The organism is Seonamhaeicola marinus, assembly GCF_008085455.1.
The window spans coordinates 1-354 of sequence record NZ_VSDQ01000329.1; the positions used below are offsets into that span (position 1 = coordinate 1).

The window sequence follows — 354 nt, forward strand, 5'->3', positions numbered from 1 at the left end:
AAAAAACAATCCTGATATTGAAGTAAGGCTAACAACAGAGCAACAACAAAAGTTTAATGTGTTTTTTGAGAAGCTTCAAACAAAATACCTCAATCTTCAACCCGATGACTATATAGCAACAGTTAGACGTTTGGGGTTAATAGCATTTAGAATTATAATGTTGTTTTCTGTATTTCGCATTATGGAAGATGGTGATGTAAACCAAGTAAGATATTGTGAGGATATAGATTTCGAAAATACATTGGAAATGATAAGCGTATTAGTAAAGCACAGTAGTAAGGTGTTTAACGATTTACCTATTGAACAAAAAGAAGTAAAAAGAGCCAATCGTAAAGAACGTTTTTTAGAAGCATT

1 protein-coding gene is annotated in these 354 nt (G+C 31.4%); it reads left to right on the forward strand.

The annotated features are described in order from the left end of the window. The coding region (locus FUA24_RS04225) for a DUF3987 domain-containing protein (RefSeq protein WP_148540168.1) at positions 1 to 354 on the forward strand (354 nt) is incomplete at both ends.